Here is a 19,857-nt window from a genome sequence, read left to right on the forward strand (position 1 = left end):
GGTTATCCTTTCTTGCGGCGGGCCGCAGCCCAGAGGGTGAAGCGGGGGCCGCACAGCCGCATCATGGTTTGGAACATCCGCCAGTCCCGGCGGGTGTTCACCTCGGTGCCATGGGCGTAGAGGGGCCGCAGCTGCCGCAGGTACTTGAGGCATTTTTTGCGGATGGCGGCGTCGGGCACGGCGGCGGTGCGGGCCTGGGGCCAGAAAACGTCCGCCGCGGCGTCCCGCATGACGGCGTAGGTGGCGCTGTCGATGTGGCCGGCGGCGGCCAGCGCCGCCAGATGCCGCTGGGCGGCGGCCAGCGCCTTGAACCGCTTGGGCAGGTTTTTGGCGTCGGTGAGCAGGCTCCCCTGCCGCCCCACCCGATAGTGGGTGAAGACGATGTCGAGGAAGTAGATGCCCTGGCATTTGGTCAGCAGCCAGAGATCAAAGGGCCAGTCCTCGGCCCAGCGCACGTCGGGCCAGAAGTGGAGATTGTGCTCGGCCAGCCAGGCCCGGCGCAGGCAGTACTTCCACACCGACCAGTGCCCCGCGGTGTAGAGGGCCCGCAGCCGCTCGCCGTAGTCCGAACTGTCAAAGGGGCCGGGCAGCAGCCGCAGCCCCGCGTGCTCGGTGAGCTTGCCGTCGGGCTGCCATTCCAGGTGCTTGCCCACATACCAGTCGTAGCCCGGATGTTCCTTGAGCGCCCGGCGCAGTGCCGCCAGCAGCCCCGGGGCCATGGCGTCGTCGCTGTCGAGAAAGAGGATCCACTCCCCCCGGGCGGCCCCCAGCCCGGTGTTGCGGGCGGCGGCCAGACCGCCGTTTTCCCGGTGGATGACCCGCACGCCGGGGATCTCGGCGGCAAAGGTGTCGCAGAGCTGGGGGCCCATGTCGGTGGAACCGTCGTCCACCAGGATGCACTCCCAGTCCCGGGGGCCATCCTGCTCGGCCACGCTCTTGATGCAGGCCGAGAGATAATTCTGCACATTGTACACCGGCACAATGATGGAGAAGAGCGGCACGGTTTGCCTCCTTTCGCGGGTTATCGGGTTTGGATGAGATGCCAGCCGGGCTGGTAGAGGGCTGTCTCTTTGGTGTGGGCGTACCACCGGTCGGGGGCCCATACGGTGCGCCCCGCCCCCGCCAGATACTGGGCCCACCAGCTGTAGGTGGAATTGCTCAAAACAAAGCCCCGGCAGAGGGCCATGAGGTTCATATCCGCCACCGCCTCGCCCCGGGGCATAAAGACAGCGGGCAGTCCGGCGGTGTCGAGATTTTCCTTTGCCCAGTCCGGATCATCCGAAAAGACGAAAAGGGTCGCTTCGGGATGGGCAGCCGCCGCGGCGGCGGTGGCCCGGGCGTAGTAGGCCGGGGTGCAGACCTGGAGAATGGCGTTTTCCGGCTTGCAGTAGTCCCCCCGGCGCAGATGCACGGCCACCGGGAAGGCCGCAGCCCGGATCTCTTCCGCCAGCGGTCCGGCGGGAGATTCTTTCGCCCGCAGCTCCGCCCGGATGGTGTCGGCATAGTCCGCAAAGTAGGCCTCCCCCTGGAAATACCCCCAGGCCAGAAAGTCCCTGGACGGGCCCCGGTGCACCGGCAGATAGCCGTCGGTGGCAAAGTGCAGCCCCAGCAAATTGAGCAGCGGGGCGCAGCGGCGCTCCCAACGGTTCCAGTCCCGGGCCAGCAGGCCTTTGCGCTGTTCATACTTGATCATCAGCGCCTTGGCGGCGTTCTGCCGGGGCAGGTGGGCCTTGGCAAAGCCCGGCTGGGCCAGGATCTTCACTTCGGGGGCGATGCGCAGCGCCTCCAGGGCGCACACCGTGTGGGCGGGGGCGCCGTCCCGCCAGTCCTGCCGGTCCAGCAGGGTGACAGATTCGCCGCACCGCAGCCCCAGCGCCCGGGCAAAGGCGTAGATGAACATCTGGTTACCCAGCCCGCCGGCCAGTTCCGCGTAGATCATTCCTTGCCTCCCAGCTGGTCGTAGAGTTGTTCCATCCGGGCGGCGGCGGTGTGCAGCTCGTACCCGGCCACCGACAGTTCCGCCCAGTGGTCGGCATGGGGGCCATGCCCCGCGATGCCCTCCGCCGTGGCCGCCCACTCGTCGAGAGGTGCCTCCAGCGGCAGGAAGTGCACCAGGTCGGTGACGGCGCCGTCGTCCGGCACGTTGGTGGAGGCCAGGCAGGGCACACCGCACCCCTGGGCCTCCACCAGGGTGACGGGGCTGCCCTCAAAATTGCTGGGCAGCAAAAACAGGTCAAAGGCGTTCATGTAGGCGGGCACATCGCTCTGCACCCCCGCGAAGATCACCCGGTCGGTGAGACCGTGGCGGGCCGCGGCGGCGTGCATCTTCTCTTCCATCTCGCCGGTGCCCACCAGCAGCAGCTTCCAGGCAGGGTCAGCCCCGGCCATGGCGGCGAAGACCTCCATCAAAAACAGCGGGTTCTTCTGGTGGTTGAGCCGCCCCACAAAGCCCGCCAGCCGGTCGGTGTCGGCGATGCCGTACCGGGCGCGGGTGGCGGCCCGGGCCGCGGCGTCGGGATGAAACCGCCCCTGGTCCACGGCGTTGCAGGCCACCGCAAAGTCGGGCTTGCGGTCGATGTGGTCACCGAAGACGAACCGTCCCGCCGCCACGCCGCAGCCGAGGAAATAGTCGGCAAAGAGCTGGTAGACCCCGTGGGCCACCCGCCAGGTCAGCGTCAGGGGCGGGTAGACGATATGGCTGTGGACGATGATCTTTGCCCGGGGGCAGAGCAGCCGCATCATGGCGCAGACCGGCGCGCCGATCTTGCTGGCCGTGTGGTAGTGGATGATATCGTAGTCCTTGTGGGTGCGCAGATGCCGCCACAGCGCTTTGATGCGGTCCTTTTTGTGGTCAGGCACCGCCAGAATGCGCACGCCGTGGGCTTCCAGCGCCGGGGCGGTGCTGGCCTGGTCGGGCGGGCACTGCCCCACAAAGAGGTCCACCTGATACCGGGCGGTGTCCAGGTGGAGCAGCAGATTCTGCACATACCGCTGCACGCCGCTCTGCACGCCCAGGTGGTTGCTGATCATCAGAATGCGCATGCCGTCTCCTCTTTCCTTTACCAGTAACTGCCGCCCTCCACCGCTTCCCGGTGGTCGATGCCCTCGTCCTCCGCCGGGCGCACCCAGGCGTCGTTGTAGAGTTTGGAGATCACCGGGTGGGTGTCCCACCGCTTGCCTTTTATGCCGAAGAGCAGCTGGGTGGCGCCGCTCATCTGGATGGCCGTGTGGCCGGTATCCCGGGCGTGGGCCGCCAGCGGCAGCCCGTAGGCTCCCGCCCCCACGATGGCCACCTCGTAGTCGGCGGCGTCCATCTTTGCTTCCATGGCCGCCAAAGCGTCAAACCAGCTGGCGTAGCCGGTGTCCTGCCCCGCCAGCCCCTGCACGGCCCGGATGACCGTCAGGCCGGAAAATTCCGGCAGCACGCCGGTGCCGGGGAAAAGCCGGGCCCGCTTTTCGTACTGGCGCAGGATGGTGTTTTTGAAGGGATGCACCACCAGCACCTTTTTGCCCGCCAGAGCGCTGCTCCAGGGGTGGGGGTGGTAGTAGGGTTCCAGCGCCCGCAGCTTGCAGAAGGCCGTGTTCCGGCAGCCCCGGATGACCTCCCGCTCCGCCCCCACGTCCCAGAGGGCCAAGAGATCAGCGCTTTGGGCACAGGATACGTACAGTCCGCAGAACCGATTCAGCGTCTCGTCATCGGTGGGGAACACGCCGGACAGGTTGCGGATATCCTGCCGGGTGCGGTCGGTGAAATGCCCGCCGTGGGCCAATTTATCGGCCACGGTGCGCATCTCGGTGGCGCCGCACCGGGCGAAGAGGTACGGCCCGCCCTTTTGGATGGCCGCCCGGGCCAGGTCGTTGCCCGCCTCGGCATCCAGCACCCGGACGCCCCGGTATTTCCACCCGAAGCGCCAGCCCTTGTAGAGGTTGCGCGCCGCTTCCAGCAGGGCGTTATCGTTGTCCATGGGCAGCCTCCCGCTTGTGGGGCAGCAGCGTCAGCGCCAGCTCGGCGCTGTTCTGCCACAGAAAATGTTCGTTGATCCGCTTCTGGGCGGCGGCGCCCATGGCGTCGTCCACCTTATTCAGCGCCGCGGCCATCTCCTCCACCGTGTCGCAGAGCAGGCCGCTGACCCCGTCCTCGATGATGAGGTCGGGGCCCGGGGCATGGCGGGCCACCGGCGGGCAGCCCGCGTACATGGCCTCCAGCAGGCTCATGCCGAAGATCTCCTGGTCGTTGAGGTTCACAAAGGCGTTGCAGGCGTGGTAAAAGACATGCACCGCCGTGTTGGGCAGTTCGGGGATGAGCCGGCAGCGGCCCGTCAGGTCCGCCTGGGCCAGGGCGGCGGACAGCGCCCCCGCCTGGCTGCCCTGGCCGATGATCACCGCCTGCCAGTGGGGGGCGGCTTTGAGCAGCGGCACCAGGTCCAGCGGCCGCTTGTAGGGGTCCAGCCGCCCCACAAAGACGAAAATCTTTGCATCCGGGTCCAGCCCCACGGCTCTCCGCAGCTTGGTGCGCTCGGCGGGCACATCGGGGATGATGGCGGTGTCCAGCCCCACCGGCATGAGCCCTGCGCAGGGCACGCCCAGGCTTTCCAGCTCGGCGGCCACGGCGGGGGTTTTGGCGTAGGTGGGCGTTTTTTTGTAGATGGCCAGGTTGCGGCAGAGCAGCAGGTCCATGACGAGGCGCACCGCCTTGTGGGAGGAGGTGCTTTTCAGCGCCCCCAGCTGGCTGTAAAAGAGGATGCCGTGCCGCTGGCAGAAACGGTAGAGGGCGGGCACCCCGGGGGAATTGTCCCCCATCACGTGGACGGCGTCCACATGCTCGTCCATCAAAATCTGCCAGCTTTTATAGAACGCCTGGGAGCCCAGGGCGCGCACCGGCAGATAGTAGACCTTCACGTTGGGTTCCGGTTCCTCCACCGTGGGGGCGGCGGCGCCGGGGTCGGGGTAGAGCACGATGCCCCGGGCGCCCAGGGCGGCAAAGGCCCGGGCCAGGCCCACTTCCTGCCGGTTGTACAGGCCCTTGCGGCCCGAAGGCCCGCAGTAGAACTGCGGGATGGCAATGGTTTTCATGAATTTGTCTTCACCTTTGCAAGATACCGCGCGTCGATGATTTCCAGGTGATCGTCGCGGCAGTAGGTGTGAATGCCGATCATGTCCTTGGGGTCCAGCCCCTGGATGCGCACGGCGGCGGGCAGCGCGGCGCACATGGGCACCTCGGAACTGCCCCGCCGGGCGGAAAACTGCAGGTAGACGCCGTAGTCCACCGTGGTGCTGACCTGGGTGGGATGGATGACCTGCTCCCCCAGCACAAAGAGCGGCCCGGCGTTGCGGCTGGTAAGATCAAATTCCCGGTGCTGCAGGTTGAAGGCTTCGTCGGGCAGCAGCTGGAAGGGCTCGCCGGAGGGTTCCGGCGGCTCGGTGCCGGGCAGGGGTTCGGGGGCGGGGACCGTTTTGCGCAGGGTGAACCGCCGCCACCGCACATAGAGCTGGTTTTCGGGGTTGGTCTCGCTGCAGAGCAGCGTCAGGGCGTCGGGGGTGCGGTCCACCAGGATGGCGTCGCACAGTTCCCCCTGGTCCCCGAACCGCTGCACCAGTTCCCACTCGGTGGGGAAATTCTTGCAGCGGTAGAGCCGCAGGCTGTGGTCATTGCCCGATTCGGGGATCATCCAGGTCTCCCCGTTCCAGTCAAAGACGGTGGGGAAGGAGAGGTGGAAATCCTCCTCCAGCGCCACTTGCCAGCCCTCGGTGGTGCCGTTGTCCAGAAGATGGCACACCTCGATGCGGCCCTTGCCGGCGGCCAGGTCCATGGCCTCGGCGAAGAGATAGCGGGCGCCGTTGCGGCGGTAAAGCAGCGGGTCGGCGTACCAGAAGCCCTCCCGCCCGGGGAGTTGGGTGTAGGGCGCACCGCCCAGGGCGGGCAGCGGGTCGGCCCCCTCCGCCGTGGGCACCGGCCGCACGGCGATGGTATAGATTTCCTTTTCGCCCGTGAGTTTGCGCAGCAGCCGTCCGGGCGGCATGTGCAGGGCGCGGTAGAGTTGATTCATCGTTCTTCCTTTGTATATAAGCGCAGCAGGGCGCGGTAGTTTTCTTCCTCGTTGTAGGTGCGGCGGGCCGCGGCGGCGATGGCTTCGCAGTCAAAGGAGCTGGCCAGCAGCGCCCCCACCGCCCCCGCCAGGGCCCTGGCGTCCCCGGGGGCAAAGCGCAGCCCGTCGATGCCGGGGCGCACCGATGCCCCCACGTTGCCCAAGTTACTGGCCAATACCGGCGTGCCGAGGCAGTGGGCCTCCGCCGGGACGAGGGCAAAACTCTCGTAGCAGAGGCTGGCCGCCAGCACGCCCTTGCTTTCGGCCATATGGCGGTGGAGTTCCGCCGGGGTCAGCTGGCCCAGGAAGGTGACCTTCGGCCCGGCGTGGGCTCTGGCCCAGTCCCCCAGGGGGCCCTCCCCTGCGATGAGCAGGTCGGGAGCGTTTTCCCCCAGCAGCTCCCAGGCCTCCAACACGGTGGGCAGCCCTTTCAGTTCCTCCAGCCGTCCGGCAAAAAGGAACTGCTGTTTGCGGGCGTTCCAGGGCTGTACCGGCTCCTCCGCCACACAGACGGGGTTGGGTTTGACCACCAGCCGGTCGGCGTCAAACAGGGGGCGCAGGCGGTTGAATTCCAGCAGCTTGTCCCGGTCAAAGCCGGTGAGAGCCACCATGGTGACACCCCGCCAGGTGCCGAGGCGCCGGTGGAGCGCGTAAGCCGCCGCCACCACCAGTGTCTGCAGAAGGCTCCCCCGGTAGCACCGGTGGCGCACCGCGCAGGAAAGGCCGTGATGGGGGCAGTCCTCGCAGACCCTGCCCTGCCGCAGCAGAATGCCGTTGGGGCAGAACAGACGGAAGTTGTGCAGCGTCTGCACCACCGGCAGGCCACTCTGTTTGGCAGCCCGCACCACGGCGGGGCTGAGCAGCAGCAGGGTATTGTGGATGTGGACGGCATCGGGTTTTTCCCGGGCAATGAGATCCCGCACCTCCCGGGCGGCGCGGCGGTTCCAGACGGCGTGCAGCGGCAGCAGCAGTTTGGCCAGCCCGTGGGCCGCCTCCTCGTTGCTGCGCTCATACACCACCACCCTGTGGCCGCGGCGCTCCAGCAGGGCGCGCTCCGCCGCAAAGACGGCATCCTCGCCGCCCGGCAGGCGGTAATGGCAGTGGATGAGCAGGATCTTCACGGTGGTTTTCCCCCTTGTTGCGACAGTTCGCCTATTTTGCTATTATACCCTTTTTAGACGGTCTGCGCAAGGACGGGCAGCAAAAAGCCGGGGCCCCGCGGCAGGCGGAGTCCCGGCGAAAATTCACTGATCCTTGTACTGTTCGTCCCGCATTTTTTTGACGGTTTCCTCCACGTGGAAGCTCTTGTCCAGCACGGGATAGATGGCCATAAGGCTGAGCAACGTGGGCAGCCAGCAGCCGGTGATGACCAGCAGCACCGAGCTGAAGGGCCAGAACAGCGCCACGATGAGCCAGTAGGCCAGCTGCCAGACAATGCCCAGCGCCGTGCGGGGCAGGTAGCCCAGGAAGAGCAGCACGGCGTTTTTGAGCATGCCGCCGAAGGGCAGTTCCAGCAGCGCCACCTGGGCGAAGATGTACTGGGCCAGCCCGGTGAGGAAGACGATGCCCACCAGCAGAGCCACCAGCATGCCGGCCTCCTGGCCGGCCATGTGGTAGACCGTGAAGATCTGCATGGCGAGGATCAGTCCGCCCAGGGCGCCGGGCAGCACCGCCGCTTTGGCGTTGCGCTTCCACGCCCGGCGGTAGGTGGTCCACCAGTAGCCCGGCTCGTCCCGCAGGCTGCGCAGCATGGTGTCCTGCATGCCGCAGAGCTGGGGCGCCGCGATGATGCCCCCCACCACACCGGCCAGCAGCGCCGGAAACACCGCGTGGCTGACGATGGAAAACCAGATGCCGAACACAAAGGGCACCGAGCTGAGCATGGTGAGCATGCCCGCCAGCCAGAAGGAGGTCATATCCCGGCCCAGCACCTCCACCAGGCGGGCGGCGCCCTTCTTGCGGGGGGTGTCGGGGTCCACGCCGGGACCCGGACGGTCGTAATGCATATTGAACAGTGGCATGGTGTTTCTCCTTATTTTATATTCCGTACCGGGCGGCGCCGGTCTCCACCAGCAGGTCGGGTTCCAGCCGCAGCCCGGGACGGCGGCCCTTCTGGGCCTCGGTGACAAAAAGCCAGGGGGTGCTGCCCGGCCGCTGGCGGGCAAAGGCCAGCCGTTTGGGTTCCAGCCGGGCGGCCCGCAGGGCGCAGAACACCTCGGCCAGCTGGTCGGGCCGGTGGCAGAGGGTGAACCTTCCCCCCTCCCGCAGGGCCCGGGCGGCGGCGTTCACGGCGTCGGCCAGGGTGCAGCTGTCGGTGTGGCGGGCGGCGGCCCGCACCGGGTCGGGGCTGCGGGGTCCGGCGGCAAAGTAGGGCGGGTTGCAGGCGGCAAAATCGTACCACCCCTGCTCGGGACCCGCCCGGCAGAAGTCCCGCAGGTCGGCGCATAAGGGGGTGATGTGATCGGCGCCGTTTTCCCGCACCGCCGCGGCGCAGAGGGCGCTGGCATCGGGGTCCAACTCCACCGCCGTGCAGGGGCCGCGGTGGCCCTCGTCGTGCCAGACCAGCGCCACGATGCCGCATCCGCTGCACAGGTCCAGCGCCCGCTGCCGGGGTTTGGGCAGGGCGAACCGGGCCAGCAGCAACGCGTCCGACCCGAAGGTGGCCCCCGGCGCCGTGAAGACCCTGGTACCGTGGTCGAGGATCTCGGGATTACCGGGCATTTTTCTTTTGCAGCAGGGCGTATTTCATCAGGCCCACCTGGGTCTTGGAATCCCGGATGGTGCCGTCCAGCACCATGGCCAGAGCTTTTTCGAAGGGCATCTTCACCACGTCCAGGAATTCGTCGGGGTCCAGGTGCTGGTGCACGGGGTGCAGCCCGTCGGCGGCCCAGAGATAGATCTTCTCGCTGTCATAGCCCACCGTGGCGTAGACCACCCCCAGGTCGGTGAAGTGGTCGGCGGTGAGGCCGCACTCCTCCCCCAGTTCCCGCTTGGCGGCTTCAAAGGGGTCCTCCCCCGCTTCCAGCTTGCCGGCGGGCAGCTCCCAGATCTCCTCGCCCATGGCGTAGCGGAACTGGCGGACCATGTAGACGTTGCCCTCGCCGTCCACCGGCAGGATGCAGGCCCCGCCGTGGTGGTGGACCACCTCCCGGGTGCTGGTGTTGCCGTTTTCCAGCCGGACGGTGTCCAGCGTGACCCGGATGACCCGACCCTTGAAGATTTCCTTGCTTTCCAGCATGGTTTCGGTATGCGCCATGATGCAGTGCTCCTTTGCGGTTGATTTGCCCCTATTGTACCGCAGCGGCGGGCAGGAATCAACCAAATTCTGCATACAATTGCACCGCCGTGCAGGGCTGTTCCCCCTCTTTGAGAAACAGAAACCCAAAGCGGGGTCCGCCAAAAGGCAGACCCCGCTCTGGTTGGTATAGGAAAATAAGGGAATGGTTCGGGAAAGGGCGCGCTTTACACGATCTTGCGGGATTTGTGCACGCCGGTCTTGAGGAACTCCACCCACTCGGCCACGTTGACGGCGTGGTCGCCCAGGCGTTCCAGATACTTGCTGATCATAAAAAGGTCCAGCGCCGTCTCGGCGTCGCCGGGATGGGCCGCGATGTAGTTGGCGATCTCGGTGCTGATCTTGCTGAACATGGCGTCGCAGTCGTCGTCCTTCGCGATGACCTGGGCCGCCATGGACAGATCCACCTGCACATAGGCGGCGATGGCGTCCTTGACCATATGCAGCGCCACCGCGCCCATCTTGTCCAGGTCTTCCAGCACGCCCACGCTGCGGGCCCCCTCGGGGTGCAGGTGCAGCGTGATCTCGGCGATATCGCTGGCCTGGTCGGCGATGCGCTCAATGTCGGTGACCATCTTCAGCGCCGTGGAAACCTTGCGCAGGTCCCCCGCCACCGGCTGCTGGCGCAAAAACAGGGTCAGGCAGCGGTGTTCGATCTCGTGTTCGGCGGCGTCGATCTCGCTGTCCCGGTCGATGACCCCCCGGGCCAGTTCGATGTCCCCGTTGCGCAGGGCGGTCATGGCGCTCTCGATGGCGCCGCCCGCCGCGTGGCCCATCCGGGCCAGCATCGTGTCAAGCTGCATGAGCTCGGCGTCGTAAACCTTGCGGCTGCTGTAGGGCATAGTAAAAGCCATAATCTTCTCCTTCCATCAACCGAAACGGCCGGAGATGTAATCTTCGGTGCGTTTGTCCACCGGGGTGGCAAAGACGCTCTCGGTGGGGCCCATCTCCACCAGTTCGCCCAGCAGGAAGAAGGCGGTCTTGTCCGAGATACGGGCGGCCTGCTGCATGTTGTGGGTGACCATGATGATGGTGTAGTTTTCCTTCAGTTCCATCGCCAGCTCCTCCACTTTGGAGGTGGAGATGGGGTCCAGTGCCGAGGTGGGCTCGTCCATGAGCAGCACTTCGGGCTCCACGGCCAGGGCGCGGGCGATGCAAAGGCGCTGCTGCTGGCCGCCCGACATGCCCAGGGCGCTCTTGTTCAGCCGGTCCTTCACCTCGTCCCAGATGGCGGCGCCCCGCAGGCTCCGCTCCACGATCTCGTCCAGCTGGGCCTTGTTGTGGATGCCGTGGGTGCGCGGACCGTAGGCGATGTTGTCGTAGATGGACATGGGGAAGGGGTTGGGCTTCTGGAACACCATGCCCACGCGCTTGCGCAGCACGTTGACATCCATTTTGTCTTTATAGATGTCCACGCCGTCCAGCAGGATGTCGCCCGAGATGCGGCAGCCCTCCACCAGGTCGTTCATCCGGTTCAGGCTCTTCAGGAAGGTGGATTTGCCGCAGCCCGAAGGTCCGATGAAGGCGGTGATCTCCTTCTCGGGGATGGAGATGTTGATATTTTTCAGGGCATGGAAGCTGCCGTAGTACAGATCCATGTTTTTCACTTCAAATTTATTCACGGTAGGTCCCTCTCGTTTCAATGTTTGGCCAGTTTGCGCGCGATGAAGCTGGACAGGCAGTTGATGGCCAGCACCAGCACCAGCAGCACCACGGCGGTGCCGTAGGTGGCGTCCACGTGCAGGCCCTCGTTGGAGAGCAGGTACATGTGCACGGCCAGGGTGCGGGTGGAGCTGAAGACGCTTTCGGGGATCTTGGCCACCGAGCTCGCGGTGTAGATCAGGGCAGCGGTCTCGCCCACGATACGGCCCGTGGCCAGGATGACGCCGGACAGAATGCCGGGCATGGCGCTGGGCAGCACGATGGTGAACACCGTGCGCAGCTTGCCGGCGCCCAGGCCGAAGGAGCCTTCCCGGTAGGAATCGGGCACGGCGATGAGGGCTTCCTCGGTGGTGCGCATGATGACGGGCAGCACCATGATGGCCAGCGTGAAGGCGCCGGCGATGAGGCTGTAGCCCCAGTGGAGCTGGGTGACGAAGAACAGCATGCCGAACAGGCCGTAGACGATGGAGGGGATGCCCTGGAGGGTCTCGGTGGTAACGCGCACCACCCGGACCAGCCTGTTGCCGCGCTTGGCGTACTCCACCAGCCAGATGGCGGCGAAGATGCCCAGCGGCGTGGCGATGACCAGGGAGAAGGCGGTCATGAGCATGGTATTGATGAGAGCAGGCATGAGGGAGACGTTTTCGGAGTTGTATTCCCACTCAAACAGGGAGGGTTTGAGGTTGGGAATGCCCATGACCAGGATGTAGCCGATGAGGAAGAGCAGCACGGCGGCGGTGAGCAGGGCGGCCAGCCGCACCAGCCACCGCAGGATGCCGGCCTGAACGCGGGCCGCACGGCGGTTGCGGTTGCCCTGGGGGAAGATCATGCGGGCGTTGGCCCGGGCCATACCGGCGGATTTTGCGCCGCCCACGGTGATCTCAGGCATTCTTGCTGCCCCCTTTCACGATGCTGAAGCAGAGGTTGATGAGGAGAATGAAAACGAAGAGCACCACGCCGGTGGCGATGAGGGCCTCCCGGTGGAGGTCGGCGGCATAGCCCATCTCGATGACGATGTTGGAGGTCATGGTGCGCAGGCCCTGGAACAGTCCCTTGGGCATCCAGGTCTGGTTGCCGGCCACCATGACGACGGCCATCGTCTCGCCGATGGCGCGGCCGATGCCCAGGATCACGGCAGAGAGCACACCGCTCTTGGCGGCGGGCAGCACGGCGAAGAAGACGCTGCGCTCATGGGTGGCGCCCAGCGCCAGGCTGCCTTCATAGTAGCTGGAGGGCACGGCGTCCAGGCTCGTTTTGCTCACCGTGATGATGGTGGGCAGGATCATGATGCCCAAAAGCACCGCGGCGGTGAAGAGGCTCATGCCCTTGCCGCTCTTGACGCCCAGCACATGCTTGAAGAAGTCGCTCTTGACCATGGCCTGGACGGCAGGCACCAGCACGATCATGCCGAAGAAGCCGTAGACCACCGACGGGATGCCGGCCAGCAGCTGGACGGCGGGCAGCATGACCCTGTTGACGGCCGGGGAGGCGAACTTGGACATATAGATGGCGGTGAGCAGGCCGATGGGCACGCCCACGATGATGGCGCCCGCCGTGACGTAGATGGACCCCAGGATCATGGGCAGAATGCCGTAGATATCGTTGCCGGGCTTCCAGGTGGTGCCCAGCAGGAACTTCAGGGGGCCGATCTCAAAGATGGTGGGCAGGCCGTTGGCGAACAGGAAGATACAGATCAGCGCGACGGCCAGAATCGAGATGCAGGCGCATCCCGTAAAGACGCCCTGCATGACCCATTCCCGGGTCTTGGCGGTTTTCGTTTTCATTTTCCTATACACGCTCCTTGGGTTCTACCAGAAAAAGCGGCTGTCGCTGCCGGAGCTGCAACAGCCGTTGGATGCGAGGTTTACTGCAGATCAGACCAGACGGTGGCTTCCCCGGTGTAGATGCTCTTGATCTGGTCAACGCTCAGATCGGAGACGGAGTTGGCGGGGTTGACCACCACCGCGATGCCGTCCATGGCCAGCACGGTGGCCTGGGCGCCCTCGGCGGTCTCGGTGTCCTTCAGCTCACGGCTGGCCATGCCCACGGTGTAGGTGCCGTCCAGCGCACCGGTGACACCGGTGGTGGAGTCGGTGGTGAGCAGTTCCACGGTGGCGTTGGGGTTGACGGTCTTGTAGGCCTCGATGAGCTTCTCCATCAGCGGAGAGACCGAGGAGGAACCGCCCACCGTGATGCTGCCGCTGGGCTGGGTGGAGGTGTACTCGGTGCCCTCACCGCCGATGTAGCCATCCTCGGTGGCCAGGGCCTGGCCGTCGGGGCTCATGCAGTAGGCGATGAAGTCCACGGCCACGGGGTCGGTGGGCTCACCGTTGGTGACGATGTTGAAGGGACGGGCCAGGGTGTAGGTGCCGTTGGAGACGTTCTCGGCGGTGGCTTCCACGCCGCCCACCGTGACGGCCTTGACGGTATCGTTCAGGGAACCCAGGCTGATGTAGCCGATGGCGGTCTCATCGTTGGCCACGGCGGTCATGACGCCGTTGGTGGAGTTCTGGGTGGCAGCGGCCTGGGTGGTCATGTCCTCCTTCTCGCCGGCGTCGTTCTTTTCCTCCACGCCGGTCAGCTCAATGAAGGCGCCACGGGTGCCGGAACCATCCTCACGGGTGATGACCGTGATGTCCTGGTCAGTGTCGAAGTCGGAAGCCTCGGTGGATTCGGAAGCGGCCTCGCTGGTGGAGGCGGCGGTGCTCTCCGAGGAGACAGCGGTGCTCTCCGAGGAGGCAGCGGTGCTCTCGGAGGCGGTGCTGCCGCAGGCAGCCAGGCTCAGTGCCATGCTGGCGGCCAGCACGGAGGCAACTACAGAAGTACGTTTCATAACTGTTTCTTCTCCCTTTTTACCAAATCTCTCAATGTATCTTTGGTGGTTTTGCTGCTCCCTTTCCTCCGGGAGCAGGTTTATTGTACCGCGAAGATTTTCTTGAATCGACCATAGTGAGGTACAATCGGCGTAAAGAATGCGCAAAGTGCACAGTTTCTATGCAAAGAAATTGTAAAATAGGTAAAATTTTTGCAAAGTCGGGCCCGTGGGAAGCGCAAAAACGACGATAACCGGCACATTTTACATGGATTTTACAAAACCTTTACCATTCCCTGCTGGTGCAGCGGCGAATCCATCCATTATAATAGAGAACGGTATAGGGCGCGGGTTGGGTCCGCGCGGTTTTACAAAAACCTGAATAAGAGAAATGGATGTGTACTACGAGATGAGCATTTTCAACGTGTTCACCCTCATGGGCGGCATTGCCATGTTCCTGTATGGCATGGACCTTATGGGGAAAGCTCTGGAACAGACCGCCGGCAGCAAGCTGCAGGGGATCCTGTCCTCGATGACCTCCAGCCCCATCCGGGGCCTGCTGCTGGGCATGGCGGTCACCGCCGTCATTCAGTCCAGCGGTGCCACCACCGTCATGGCCGTGGGCTTCGTCAACTCCGGCCTGATGGAACTGCACCAGGCCATCGGCGTCATCATGGGCGCCAACATCGGCACCACCGTCACCGGGTGGCTGCTCTCCCTGTCCGGCCTGGAAGGTGAGAGTTTCTTCATCAACATGCTCAACCCCAACGCCTGGAGTCCCATCCTGGGCTTCATCGGCATCTGGATGTTCATGATCGGCAAGGACCGCAAGCGGGGCATCGGCCAGATCATGCTGGGCTTCGCCATCCTCATGGCCGGCATGAACACCATGTCCACCGCCATGGCTCCCCTGGCCGACGAGCAGTGGTTCATGGACCTCTTCCTCAGCTTCTCCAACCCGATCCTGGGCGTGGTGGCCGGTGCGGTGCTCACCGCCATCCTGCAGTCCTCCTCCGCCTCGGTGGGTATCCTGCAGGCGCTGAGCAGCACCGGTGCCGTCACCTACTCCGCCGCCGTGCCCATCATCATGGGCCAGAACATCGGCACCACCGTCACGGCGCTGATCTCCTCGGCGGGCGCCAACAAGAACGCCAAGCGCACCGCCTTTGTGCATCTGTATTTCAACGTCATCGGCGCCATCGTCTTCCTGTGCGGTTTCTACGGCCTGAACGCCCTCATCGGCTTCAGCTTCTTTAACGAAAACGCCAACACCTTCGGCATCGCCATCGTCCACACCGTCTTCAACGTGGTGACCACCGCCATCCTGCTGCCCTTCAACCGGCTGCTGGAGCGTCTGGCCATCATGACGGTGCCCGACACCGCCGCCGACCGCGGCCCCGAAGAGCACGCCCTGCTGGACCAGCGCCTGCTGACCACCCCCTCGGTGGCGGTCAACCGGGCCATCCTGGTGGGCGGCGACATGGCCGAGATCTGCCGCACTTCCCTGTTGCAGGCCATGTCCACCACCCGCAAGTGGGATGACGCCCTGGCCGACGAGGTCCGCCGCAAGGAGGACGCCGTGGACCACTACGAGGACGCCCTGGGCACCTACCTGGTACAGCTGTCCAGCCGCACCTTAAGCAAGGAGGACACCCGCGCCACCAACACGCTGCTGCACACCATCGGCGACTTCGAGCGCATCTCCGACCACTCGGTGAACCTGCTGGAGACCGCCGAGGAGATCCGGGACAAGAACATCCGCTTCAGCGACGAGGCCCTGGACGATCTGAGCGTGCTGGAAGCGGCGCTGCAGGACATCGTCAACCGCACGGTGGACGCCTTCCAGAAGCACGACTGCTACGCGGCAGGCAAGATCGAACCGCTGGAGGAAGTGGTGGACGGCCTGGTGCGGGAGGTCAAGACCCGGCATATCGCCCGTCTGCAGGCGGGCACCTGCACCATCGAGTACGGCTTCGTGCTGGATGACCTGCTCACCGATTACGAGCGCATTGCCGACCACTGCTCCAACATTGCGGTGGCCATGATCGAGGTGGCGGACGACAAGTTCGACACCCACGAATACCTCAACAGCATCAAAAACGGCGGCAGCGTGAAGTTCGAGCAGCGGTACGAGAAGTACCGCGGCCGCTACACCTTCCCCCCGGAGGGGTCCGCCGAATCTGAGCCTGTTCCCGCCGCTGCCGAGGCCGGACAGGCGTAAAAGGAGTTTGGAATTTTCATGATCTATATCGTCGAAGATGACGCCAGCATCCGCGAGCTGGAACAGTACGCCCTGCAGACCAACGGCTACGAGGCCGCCGGCTGCGAGGACGGCGCCAGCTTCTGGGCCGCGCTGCGGGATTCCGCCCCCGACCTGGTGATCCTGGACGTGATGCTGCCCGACGAGGACGGCTACCAGATCCTCAACAAGCTGCGGGCCGACCCCGCCACCCGGACCATCCCGGTCATCATGGTGACGGCCAAGACCAGCGAGATCGATGTGGTGAAGGGGCTGGACCACGGGGCCGACGACTATCTGTGCAAACCCTTCGGCATCATGGAGTTCATTTCCCGGGTGAAGGCGGTGCTGCGCCGGGCCCAGGCGGCCGCCCCCGCCCCGGCCCCCAAGACGCTGCACTTCGGCCCCATCGTCATGGACGACGTGGCCCGCACCGTCCGGGTGGACGGCGCCCCGGTGGAGCTCACCTTCAAGGAATACGCCCTGCTCCATCTGTTTCTCGAACACCCCGAGCAGGTGCTGGCCCGGGATCGCATCATGAAGGAGGTGTGGGACACCGACGATCTGCTGGAATCCCGCACCATCGACATGCATGTGCGTACCCTGCGCCAGAAACTGGGCGCCGCGGGGGAATCCATCCGCACGGTGCGCAAGGTAGGCTACAAGCTGAGCACGGAGGGCGCCGATGAGTGACGAGGAACGCCGGCAGATCCGGCCCCGCAGCATGACCCGGCGCTACCGGCGGGGGCTGATCCTGGTGGGAGTTCTCTGCGTGGTGGCCACCCTTACGGCGGCCACCTTGCTGTTCCAGCGCAGCTACACCGGGCACGTGGACCGCTACCTGCAGGCGCTGTGCACCACCCTGTCGGACGCCTACCGCCTGGCGGGGGACGGGAACGCCGACGCCCTGGCCGATCTTGCCGGCGATACCGGCGTGCGGTGCACCCTCATCGACGGGGACGGCACGGTGCTCTACGACAGTGAGAGCACCGCCCCCCTGACCAACCACGCCGACCGGCCGGAGGTGCGCCAGGCGCTGGAGAGCGGCGCCGGCAGCTCCACCCGCCAGAGCCAGACGATGGGCCGGGAGACCCACTACTACGCCCTGCGGCTGGACACCCCTGCCGGGACGCAGATCCTGCGGGTGGGCGAAGAGGTGGATAACCTGTGGGGCCTGAGCGCCGACACGCTGCCGCTGCTCATCGGGGCGCTGGTGGTGATCCTGCTGGGCGCGGGGCTGCTCTCCGCCTGGCTGACAAGGCTGCTGGTCCAGCCCATCAACCGGCTGGCCGAGAACCTGGACACCATCGAGGCGGACGTGCCCTACGAGGAACTGATCCCCCTGGCCCGCACGGTGCAGACCGACCGCAAGCTGCGGGAAAATAACGAGACCATGCGCAGGGAATTCACCGCCAACGTGAGCCACGAGCTGAAGACGCCGCTGACCAGCATTTCGGGCTACGCCGAGCTCATCGAGACCGGCATGGCCAAGAGCGCGGATGTGCCGGCCTTTGCGGCCCGCATCCACAAGGAAGCCAAGCGGATGATCGCCCTGGTGAGCGATATATTGCAGCTCAGCGAGCTGGACAGCACCCAGGCGGCCCGGGGCACCCCGCCCGACATGGGGCCGGTGGACCTGGCGGCGCTGGTGAAGGAGATCGCCCAGACCATGACGGTGAACGCCCGCAAGGCCTATGTGACGCTGCAGTACGACGCCCGCCCCGCCACGGTGGAGGGCTGCCGGGACCAGCTGGTGGAGCTGACCACCAACCTGTGCGACAACGCCATCCGCTACAACCGTCCGGGGGGCCATGTGGACCTGCGGTGCGGCGTGGGGCCGGACGGCTGCCCCTACCTGGAAGTGGAGGACAACGGCATCGGCATCCCCCAGGACAGCCAGTCCCGGGTGTTCGAGCGGTTCTACCGGGTGGACAGGAGCCGGTCCAAGGCCACCGGCGGCACCGGACTGGGCCTGGCCATCGTCAAGCATATCGCCCTGCTCCACGAGGCACGCATCGACCTGCAGAGCCAGGTGGGCACCGGCACCACCATCCGGGTCACATTCCCCCAAAAAAATTGAGCCAACGGAGGAACTTTGTAAAGTTCCTCCGTTGTTTTGTGTGGATCAGCGTGGTATACTACCCTGTGTACAATTGTCAAAACAGGTACGGTCAAAGGAGCAATCTTTCATGAACGAACAGTGGCTTGATCTCTTCCGCAACGAGATTCAGGAATTCACCCAGAAGACCCGGGCTTTCGCCGCAGGCGAAATGTCCCGCAAGGACTACAAGGGCGCTTCGGGCGGCTTCGGCACCTACGCCCAGCGGGACGGCACCAAACACATGCTGCGCCTGCGCATGCCCGGCGGCCGCCTGACCGGCCCCCGGCTGCAGTTCCTGGCCCGCATCGCCAGCCAGTACCGCATCGCCCCCATGAAGCTGGCCACCTGCCAGACCATCCAGCTGCACAACCTGGCCCCCGAGCTGATCCCCATCCTGATGGAGGGCGCCATCGACTGCGACATCATCACCCGCGGCGGCGGCGGCGACAACCCCCGCAACGTCATGGCCAGCCCGCTGACCGGCGTACAGCCCGGCGAGGCCTTCGACGTGCTGCCCTGGGCCGAGGCGGCCAGCAACTATCTGCTGTCCATCTGCCGGGACATCCACATGCCCCGCAAGCTGAAGGTGGCCTTCTGCAACGGCGTGGATGACTGCGTCCATGCCACCTTCCGGGATATGGGCTTCATCGCCCAGCCGGACGGCACCTTCCGGCTGTATATCGCCGGCGGCCTGGGCAACAACCACCGCATGGGCGTGCTGGCCGTGGAGAGCCTGCCCGCCTCCGATGTGCTCTACGCCATCCGGGGGATGATCGACGTCTTCTGCGCCCACGGCAACTACGAGAACCGCGCCAAGTCCCGTACCCGCTACCTGCAGGAGACGCTGGGCGCCGAGGAACTCTGCCGTCTGTTCAACGAGGCCCTGGCGGCCCGCAAGGCCGAGGGCGGCCTGGACCTCAACCTGACCCCCGCCGCCGTCACCAAGACCGGCGAGGGCAGCCTCACCGACGCCCGGGCCATCCCCCAGAAGCAGGCCGGCCTCTACGCCGTGGTGTACCATCCCATCGGCGGCATCCTGCCCACCGACAAGCCGGCGGAACTGGCGGCGCTGCTGGGCGATATGCCCGCCGCCGAGTGCCGCGTGGCCCCCAATGAGACGCTCTACGTCATCAACCTGACCGCCGACGAGGCCCGCCGCGTGCTGGCGGCCACCGCCGACGGCGCCAAGACGGTCTTTGAGACCAGCGTGGCCTGCATCGGCGCGTCCATCTGCCAGCAGGGCGTGCGGGACAGCCAGGGTGCGCTGCATGCCTGCGTGGAGGCCGTGCGGGAGGCCGGTATCCCCGACGGTGCCCTGCCCAGGATCTGCATCTCGGGCTGCCCCTCCAGCTGCTCCGGCCATCAGGCCGCGGCCATTGGCTTCCAGGGCTGCGTCAAGCCGGTGCCGGGCAGCACCCCCGCCCCCGCCTTCCGGATGTTCCTGGGCGGCAGCGACGCCCTGGGCGCCGAGAAGTTCGGCGACGCGCAGGGTGTGGTCTATGAGAGCGACCTGCCCGACCTGCTGGTGGAGCTGGGCCGCGCGGCGGCTGCGGCCGGTGAGAACTGGGAGACCTGGCACACCGCCCACGCCGACGAGATGAAGGAGATCCTGGCCAAGTACCTGTAACTTAGTAAACGGCAAGCCCCGCGGTGTAAAAGGCA

General features: G+C 65.6%; 19 protein-coding genes. 4 read left to right on the plus strand and 15 right to left on the minus strand.

The annotated features are described in order from the left end of the window. Positions 1-2: 2 nt before the first annotated feature. From ABGT73_RS11815 to ABGT73_RS11885, 15 genes are all read right to left on the minus strand, one after another. Positions 3-1,001 (minus strand): glycosyltransferase family 2 protein, encoded by a 999-nt coding sequence (locus tag ABGT73_RS11815; RefSeq protein ID WP_346669864.1) that lies wholly within the window; start codon positions 999-1,001, stop codon positions 3-5. Between the two features lie 20 nt (positions 1,002-1,021). Continuing rightward, entirely contained in the window at positions 1,022-1,939 is a 918-nt protein-coding gene (locus ABGT73_RS11820) for an alpha-1,2-fucosyltransferase (protein ID WP_346669865.1), read from the minus strand. Continuing rightward, positions 1,936-3,042, minus strand: a complete 1,107-nt coding sequence (locus ABGT73_RS11825) for a glycosyltransferase (protein WP_346669866.1) — start codon at positions 3,040-3,042, stop codon at positions 1,936-1,938. Before ABGT73_RS11825 ends, ABGT73_RS11820 begins: the two co-directional genes overlap by 4 nt. A 17-nt stretch (positions 3,043-3,059) precedes the next feature. Next, positions 3,060-3,965, minus strand: a complete 906-nt coding sequence (locus tag ABGT73_RS11830; protein WP_346669867.1) for a hypothetical protein — start codon at positions 3,963-3,965, stop codon at positions 3,060-3,062. Continuing rightward, entirely contained in the window at positions 3,952-5,073 is a 1,122-nt protein-coding gene (locus ABGT73_RS11835) for a glycosyltransferase family 4 protein (protein WP_346669868.1), read from the minus strand. Before ABGT73_RS11835 ends, ABGT73_RS11830 begins: the two co-directional genes overlap by 14 nt. After that, positions 5,070-6,047, minus strand: a complete 978-nt coding sequence (locus ABGT73_RS11840) for a hypothetical protein (RefSeq protein WP_346669869.1) — start codon at positions 6,045-6,047, stop codon at positions 5,070-5,072. Before ABGT73_RS11840 ends, ABGT73_RS11835 begins: the two co-directional genes overlap by 4 nt. After that, positions 6,044-7,207, minus strand: a complete 1,164-nt coding sequence (locus ABGT73_RS11845) for a glycosyltransferase (RefSeq protein ID WP_346669870.1) — start codon at positions 7,205-7,207, stop codon at positions 6,044-6,046. Before ABGT73_RS11845 ends, ABGT73_RS11840 begins: the two co-directional genes overlap by 4 nt. 123 nt (positions 7,208-7,330) lie before the next feature. Continuing rightward, positions 7,331-8,107 carry a hypothetical protein gene (locus ABGT73_RS11850; protein ID WP_346669871.1) on the minus strand — a complete coding sequence of 259 codons (777 nt, stop codon included), beginning with the start codon at positions 8,105-8,107 and terminating at the stop codon, positions 7,331-7,333. Positions 8,108-8,123: 16 nt separating this feature from the next. Then, positions 8,124-8,807 (minus strand): methyltransferase, encoded by a 684-nt coding sequence (locus ABGT73_RS11855; protein ID WP_346669872.1) that lies wholly within the window; start codon positions 8,805-8,807, stop codon positions 8,124-8,126. Beyond that, the gene (locus ABGT73_RS11860; RefSeq protein WP_346669873.1) at positions 8,797-9,342 is read right to left on the minus strand and encodes an NUDIX hydrolase; all 546 of its coding nucleotides are present in this window, start codon (positions 9,340-9,342) and stop codon (positions 8,797-8,799) included. The genes ABGT73_RS11855 and ABGT73_RS11860 overlap by 11 nt, the downstream gene beginning before the upstream one ends. A gap of 206 nt (positions 9,343-9,548) precedes the next feature. After that, entirely contained in the window at positions 9,549-10,235 is a 687-nt protein-coding gene (phoU, locus tag ABGT73_RS11865; RefSeq protein WP_346669874.1) for a phosphate signaling complex protein PhoU, read from the minus strand. 15 nt (positions 10,236-10,250) lie between these two features. Continuing rightward, positions 10,251-11,003: a phosphate ABC transporter ATP-binding protein PstB gene (gene pstB / locus ABGT73_RS11870; protein WP_346669875.1), complete on the minus strand. Its 753-nt coding sequence runs from the start codon at positions 11,001-11,003 to the stop codon at positions 10,251-10,253. A 17-nt stretch (positions 11,004-11,020) separates the two neighbouring features. Continuing rightward, a complete protein-coding gene (gene pstA / locus ABGT73_RS11875) occupies positions 11,021-11,872 on the minus strand; it encodes a phosphate ABC transporter permease PstA (RefSeq protein WP_346670335.1) in 852 nt (283 codons plus the stop codon). Positions 11,873-11,924: 52 nt separating this feature from the next. Continuing rightward, positions 11,925-12,827: a phosphate ABC transporter permease subunit PstC gene (gene pstC, locus ABGT73_RS11880; protein WP_346669876.1), complete on the minus strand. Its 903-nt coding sequence runs from the start codon at positions 12,825-12,827 to the stop codon at positions 11,925-11,927. Positions 12,828-12,907: 80 nt separating this feature from the next. After that, positions 12,908-13,876 carry a substrate-binding domain-containing protein gene (locus ABGT73_RS11885; protein WP_346669877.1) on the minus strand — a complete coding sequence of 323 codons (969 nt, stop codon included), beginning with the start codon at positions 13,874-13,876 and terminating at the stop codon, positions 12,908-12,910. A 370-nt stretch (positions 13,877-14,246) separates the two neighbouring features. On the opposite strand from ABGT73_RS11885, the gene ABGT73_RS11890 reads away from it, so the two are divergent. From ABGT73_RS11890 to ABGT73_RS11905, 4 genes are all read left to right on the plus strand, one after another. Beyond that, positions 14,247-16,076 (plus strand): Na/Pi cotransporter family protein, encoded by a 1,830-nt coding sequence (locus ABGT73_RS11890; protein ID WP_346669878.1) that lies wholly within the window; start codon positions 14,247-14,249, stop codon positions 16,074-16,076. An 18-nt stretch (positions 16,077-16,094) separates the two neighbouring features. Beyond that, on the plus strand, positions 16,095-16,787 hold the full coding sequence (locus ABGT73_RS11895) for a response regulator transcription factor (protein ID WP_346669879.1): 693 nt from the start codon (positions 16,095-16,097) through the stop codon (positions 16,785-16,787). Next, positions 16,780-18,174 carry an ATP-binding protein gene (locus ABGT73_RS11900; RefSeq protein ID WP_346669880.1) on the plus strand — a complete coding sequence of 465 codons (1,395 nt, stop codon included), beginning with the start codon at positions 16,780-16,782 and terminating at the stop codon, positions 18,172-18,174. Before ABGT73_RS11895 ends, ABGT73_RS11900 begins: the two co-directional genes overlap by 8 nt. A 109-nt stretch (positions 18,175-18,283) precedes the next feature. Continuing rightward, the gene (locus tag ABGT73_RS11905; RefSeq protein ID WP_346669881.1) at positions 18,284-19,822 is read left to right on the plus strand and encodes a nitrite/sulfite reductase; all 1,539 of its coding nucleotides are present in this window, start codon (positions 18,284-18,286) and stop codon (positions 19,820-19,822) included. Positions 19,823-19,857 lie beyond the last annotated feature (35 nt).

The sequence above is a fragment of the uncultured Subdoligranulum sp. genome (genome assembly GCF_963931595.1).
Lineage (GTDB): Bacteria > Bacillota > Clostridia > Oscillospirales > Ruminococcaceae > Gemmiger.

Bases quoted from the DNA above. Each gene is read 5' to 3' on its own strand.
- ABGT73_RS11885 (WP_346669877.1), bottom strand. From the start codon at position 13,876: ATGAAACGTACTTCTGTAGTTGCCTCCGTGCTGGCCGCCAGCATGGCA.
- pstC (WP_346669876.1), bottom strand. From the start codon at position 12,827: ATGAAAACGAAAACCGCCAAGACCCGGGAATGGGTCATGCAGGGCGTC.
- ABGT73_RS11830 (WP_346669867.1), bottom strand. From the start codon at position 3,965: ATGGACAACGATAACGCCCTGCTGGAAGCGGCGCGCAACCTCTACAAG.
- ABGT73_RS11905 (WP_346669881.1), top strand. From the start codon at position 18,284: ATGAACGAACAGTGGCTTGATCTCTTCCGCAACGAGATTCAGGAATTC.
- ABGT73_RS11855 (WP_346669872.1), bottom strand. From the start codon at position 8,807: ATGCCCGGTAATCCCGAGATCCTCGACCACGGTACCAGGGTCTTCACG.
- ABGT73_RS11895 (WP_346669879.1), top strand. From the start codon at position 16,095: ATGATCTATATCGTCGAAGATGACGCCAGCATCCGCGAGCTGGAACAG.
- phoU (WP_346669874.1), bottom strand. From the start codon at position 10,235: ATGGCTTTTACTATGCCCTACAGCAGCCGCAAGGTTTACGACGCCGAG.
- ABGT73_RS11890 (WP_346669878.1), top strand. From the start codon at position 14,247: ATGGATGTGTACTACGAGATGAGCATTTTCAACGTGTTCACCCTCATG.
- ABGT73_RS11850 (WP_346669871.1), bottom strand. From the start codon at position 8,107: ATGCCACTGTTCAATATGCATTACGACCGTCCGGGTCCCGGCGTGGAC.
- ABGT73_RS11825 (WP_346669866.1), bottom strand. From the start codon at position 3,042: ATGCGCATTCTGATGATCAGCAACCACCTGGGCGTGCAGAGCGGCGTG.
- pstA (WP_346670335.1), bottom strand. From the start codon at position 11,872: ATGATCTTCCCCCAGGGCAACCGCAACCGCCGTGCGGCCCGCGTTCAG.
- ABGT73_RS11900 (WP_346669880.1), top strand. From the start codon at position 16,780: ATGAGTGACGAGGAACGCCGGCAGATCCGGCCCCGCAGCATGACCCGG.
- ABGT73_RS11840 (WP_346669869.1), bottom strand. From the start codon at position 6,047: ATGAATCAACTCTACCGCGCCCTGCACATGCCGCCCGGACGGCTGCTG.
- ABGT73_RS11820 (WP_346669865.1), bottom strand. From the start codon at position 1,939: ATGATCTACGCGGAACTGGCCGGCGGGCTGGGTAACCAGATGTTCATC.
- ABGT73_RS11860 (WP_346669873.1), bottom strand. From the start codon at position 9,342: ATGGCGCATACCGAAACCATGCTGGAAAGCAAGGAAATCTTCAAGGGT.
- ABGT73_RS11835 (WP_346669868.1), bottom strand. From the start codon at position 5,073: ATGAAAACCATTGCCATCCCGCAGTTCTACTGCGGGCCTTCGGGCCGC.